Source organism: Corallococcus sp. CA049B (assembly GCF_003611685.1).
In the GTDB taxonomy this organism is placed as follows: domain Bacteria; phylum Myxococcota; class Myxococcia; order Myxococcales; family Myxococcaceae; genus Corallococcus; species Corallococcus coralloides.
The window spans coordinates 1-4,286 of sequence record NZ_RAWC01000371.1 but is presented as its reverse complement, the minus strand read 5'-3'; the positions used below and the strand labels follow the sequence as shown (position 1 = coordinate 4,286).

Below are 4,286 nucleotides of genomic sequence, written 5' to 3'. Positions count from 1 at the left end.
GGCGCTGGAGGACCGGGCGTCGCTGAGCATCGGGCAGGTGCTGCGGTTCGTGGACAGCGTGCGGGTGCGCATGGCGCTGGCGTGCACGGACGACGAGGTCTTGCAGCTGGCCTACCTGCGCCGCAACGCGGAGGAGCTGGCGGAGCGGATGATTGACTGGGCCAACACGGGGCGTCTGCCGGCGTAGGGCGAGCGGGGCACCGCGCGGACGTTGGTGGTGGGCGTCCCGGGTGGGAGTGCCTTGACAGGGGCGATGGGGCGCTTTCAGGTGGGGGCATGCTCGCCCTCGCACTTGCCGCCACGCTGGCGGCCGCACCCGCGCCTCGCGTCGCCGCCTCCACGGTGACGGTCCTCCACGCTCCGCAGTTGGATCAGCTCCAGGGGTTGAACGCGTTCCTGACGCGGGCCGGGGCGTACTCGCAGATGTTGAACCCGGAGGCGTGGCGCGGCGAGCTGCACCCCATCCTGCGGTTCGACCTCGGGAAGCCGGAGGTGATGGAGGCGCAGGGCATCGACGTGACGGGGCCGCTGACGGTGTCCATGCGGAAGGACGGCCGCATCGCGTGCACGCGGGTGAAGGACGCGAAGGTGTTCCAGGAAGCGACGGCGAACGTGCTCGCGCGCCACGGCGACGTGAGGGCGGGCACGGTGAAGGGCGTGACGACGCTGCGCGCGCCAGGCCCCACGGGCGGCTTCGGCGGCTACGTCATCAAGGGACAGGAGGCCTGCGCCTTCCTGAGCACGGATTCGGACGAGGCGCTCCGCAAGGAGGCCGCGAAGCTGGTGGCGCAGAAGGCGCCGGCCGCGGACGCGAGGATGGCCGCGGTGCCGGGCGTGCTGTTCGTGTCCACGAAGGACGGAGTGGTGGCGCTGGACGGCACGGCGACGGGGCTGAAGGTGGAGGGCACGGCGACGAAGCTGCCGCTGCCGCCCTTCCAGACGAAGGGCACGAGCCCCTACGGCGCCATGTCCCCCGCGGGCCTGCTCTTCGCACGCGCGCAGGTGGCGCCGACGGGCGTGGCGCAGGCGGTGGAGTCCGTGGCGGACGCGGTGCGGACGGTGTGTCCCACGTGCCCGGCGGAGGACGTGAAGGCGGTGACGGACGCGCTGGCGAAGCAGCTGACGGGGCAGGTGTTGTTCGGCGTGGACTCGGTGGCGGTGCGCGGTTCGCTGCGCAAGCCGGAGGTGCGCTTCTTCGCGGCGAAGCAGGCGCTGGCGGCGGAGGTGACGGACGCGGCGGCGGTGAAGGCGGCGCTGGCCCCGCTGGCGAAGTTCCCGGGAGCCAAGACGCTGGAGGACGGCTACGCGATGGAGGCCAAGGGCGGCAGCGTCTACGTGCGGCTCAAGGGCAAGCAACTGGTGTTCGGCAATGACTCCACGGTGACGCAGGCGCTGCTCGCGGCGCTGCCGGAGAAGGGCGGACCGCTGAAGCGCGCGGTGGAGTTCACATTGGATCCGAAGAAGGTGGCCCGGGGCCTGTCCCAGGTGTCGCTGATGGACGTGATGGGCGACCAGCAACTGGCCGCGTTCTTCGGAGCGAGCACGGAGCTGGGCCCCCTGCTCGCGAAGAGCGACAGCATCACCGGCTGGCTGGACAGTGCGCCCAATGGCGCGCACCGGTTCCAGATGAACTGGTCGCTGCCGGAGCAGCCTTAGCATCCACTTGGACAGAGGCGAGTGAAACCTAATACACTGAAACTACCATCTCCCCACAAACCCACAAATGAAAAAAAGAACTCGTAAATCAAGACCAACCGCATCAAAGCCAATCAAGTTGTCTATCAAGAACTTTGCACATCTCAACAACGTCGATCTGACACTTGGTGATTTAACCGTACTTGTAGGGCCCCAAGGAGCAGGCAAGAGTCTTGCACTTCAATGGCTGAAGGCTGCGATGGATGGGCGCCAACTGGTTGATGCGCTCAAGGACGCAGGCCATACAGTTGATCGATCTGAAGTACTCATCGATCTGATTTTTGGAACTGGAATGGCAAGAGCGTGGCGCGGGACGACAGTGGTGCGCCTTGGCACCCGACGAGTTTCCCCAAAAAGTCTTAGCCGCGTCGGGGATAACACCGAGCGACTCTTCTTCGTGCCAGCACACCGCGCCATGTTGATCAGTGACGGATGGGCATCACCTTTCCAGAAGCTTTCATCTGAAACACCTGTTGTCGCACGTGTTTTCAGCCAGAATCTGTTTGATCAGTTCAGCGGCAAAGACGCAGGCACCTTATTCCCAGTAGAAAAGAGACTGAAACAAGAAATCCGCAGAAAAATTGACTCCGCAGTTTTCCATGGTGGCGAAGTCGGCATACATGAAGATGCACAACATGCAAGGCGGTTGCGACTAGCTCACGGAAACATGCATTTGCCCTTCATGACCTGGACTGCCGGACAACGTGAGTTCACCCCCCTACTTTTGGGGCTATACCACCTACTGCCTTCAACAAAGCTTCGCAAACGTGAAGGACTGGACTGGGTGGTTATCGAAGAACCGGAGATGGGTCTTCATCCACAAGCCGTCACTGCTGTCATGCTGCTCGTTCTCGATCTGCTGTGGCGCGGATATCGCGTAGTGCTCTCCACGCACTCGCCACACATCATTACGATGCAATGGATGATGAACCAACTCAAACGTCATAAGGCGCGCTGGCAGCTTGTTTGCGAAGCCTTTGACGTGGACCACCCTCAACAAATGCAGAAGGTCGCGGAAGCAGCATTGCAAAAAGACTACCGCACCCATCTGCTGAGGTTTAACTCGCAAGGCAAGGTCACTTCAAAGGACATCTCCGAACTGGATCCGAGTTCAGAAGATGAGAGCATCTCCGGTTGGGGAGGCCTGACTGAATATTCATCGCGTTTTGGCGACGCTGTGCGAAAAGCAGTAAACGAGGCGAATTCTTGAGCAGATCAAGTTCAAAGAAGACTTCATTGCGCCGAACCCTCACTCCAGAGTCAACTCTTCATGACTTGGTATGCGATGGAATAAAGGCCGTAGAAAACAAGCATCATCAACACTTCGACCCACCCATCCGCTCTGCATTTGACGACAGCATTGACCTTGACAAGGCGATGCTGAGCGGCCGGGAAGGAGAGAATCGCTGGGATTACTTACTAGGGCATGAACCAAGCGGTGAAATCATTGCCGTAGAACCTCACTCAGCAAAGGAAGACGAGATATCAACAATTATAAAGAAACGTTCGGCCGCGATGGAACAACTGAGCACACACATACAAAATGGGGTGCGCATCAAGCGGTGGTTATGGGTTGCATCCAGCGAAGTTTATTTCGCCGACACGGAACGGGCACGAAGGAGGCTTGACCAAAATGGAATTGAGTTCGTAGGCAAGAAAGTCATGGCGAAACACCTGCCGAAGAGCGCTCCAGCCAAAAACCAGGAGCATCGCCGCATCAAGGCCTCAAAAAAGTAGACGCGAGGTGCCGGACACCAACTACGGGCTGATCTCCTCCTCCGTGCTCTTGCTCGCCGTCTTGCCCCAGCCGCGCTCCATGGACTTGTAGGACTTGCTGGAAACCTTGGAGCGGCACTTCGGCCGGGACGTCCCCGCCTTCTTTCACCGGTTGTTGATGTTCGCCACGAGGCTGTTCTTCTTCTGGGCCATCCGCCCGCCCCTTTGGCACGCAAGGTCTTCATTCCTCGACGAGCAGGCAACGCCTCCTCGCTTGGCCGTGAAGCCGAAAGCACTCAGGCCGTCCGCTCGCGAGGCCACCCCGTCCGGGACCGGTTCCGCTCCGCCTCCTCCGCTCGCGCCAGCCCCCGCTGGATGTCATTCCAATCCAGCGTCCCCGCGAGCAATCCATCCTCATCCACCACCGAGGCCATGGGCACGCGCGCCTCCGCCATCCTCCGCAGCGCCGCCCACCCGTCCTCGCGCAGGTCCGCCACCACGCCGTCCTCCATCGCGTCGCGCACCACGTAGCTTCCGCGCTGCGCCTCCGGCACCGCCTGCACCGCCGCCCACGTCACCCGCCCCACCGGCCGCCCCGCGCTCGTCACCGGCAACGCGTTCACGTGCTCGTGCCGCATCGCCCAGTGCGCGTCCTGCATGGACAGGTCCAGGTCCACGCCCACCATCCGCGGCGTCATCAGCGCCTCCACCTGCACGCGCTCCAGCAGCGCCTTCATCCGCACCTGCCGCGACTCCCCCTCCGCGCCCATCAGCACGAAGAACGCCACCACCAGCGTGAACGGGTTCAGCGTCACCAGCCCCCACACGCCGAACAGCACCGCGAACACGCGCCCCAACCCCGCCGCCACCCGCGT

Annotated in this window: 4 protein-coding genes and 1 pseudogene; 4 read left to right on the top strand and 1 reads right to left on the bottom strand. The window is 62.6% G+C overall.

Annotation, left to right across the window (positions count from 1 at the left end; translation table 11 throughout):
* The 4 genes and pseudogenes from D7W82_RS38570 to D7W82_RS40320 form a co-directional block, all read left to right on the top strand.
* A pseudogene (locus D7W82_RS38570) lies at positions 1–187 on the top strand (hypothetical protein); the annotation flags it as partial.
* Positions 188–276: 89 nt separating this feature from the next.
* Positions 277–1,656 (top strand): hypothetical protein, encoded by a 1,380-nt coding sequence (locus D7W82_RS38565; RefSeq protein WP_120623029.1) that lies wholly within the window; start codon positions 277–279, stop codon positions 1,654–1,656.
* Between the two features lie 67 nt (positions 1,657–1,723).
* Positions 1,724–2,905: an AAA family ATPase gene (locus D7W82_RS38560; protein WP_120623028.1), complete on the top strand. Its 1,182-nt coding sequence runs from the start codon at positions 1,724–1,726 to the stop codon at positions 2,903–2,905.
* Between the two features lie 26 nt (positions 2,906–2,931).
* A complete protein-coding gene (locus tag D7W82_RS40320; RefSeq protein ID WP_147439764.1) occupies positions 2,932–3,432 on the top strand; it encodes a hypothetical protein in 501 nt (166 codons plus the stop codon).
* A 275-nt stretch (positions 3,433–3,707) separates the two neighbouring features.
* On the opposite strand, the gene D7W82_RS38555 is transcribed toward D7W82_RS40320, so the two are convergent.
* The coding region (locus D7W82_RS38555) for a CBS domain-containing protein (protein WP_120623027.1) at positions 3,708–4,286 on the bottom strand (579 nt) is incomplete at its 5' end.

Coding starts and splice junctions, on each gene's coding strand:
- D7W82_RS38560 (WP_120623028.1), top strand. CDS start 1,724: ATGAAAAAAAGAACTCGTAAATCAAGACCAACCGCATCAAAGCCAATC.
- D7W82_RS38565 (WP_120623029.1), top strand. CDS start 277: ATGCTCGCCCTCGCACTTGCCGCCACGCTGGCGGCCGCACCCGCGCCT.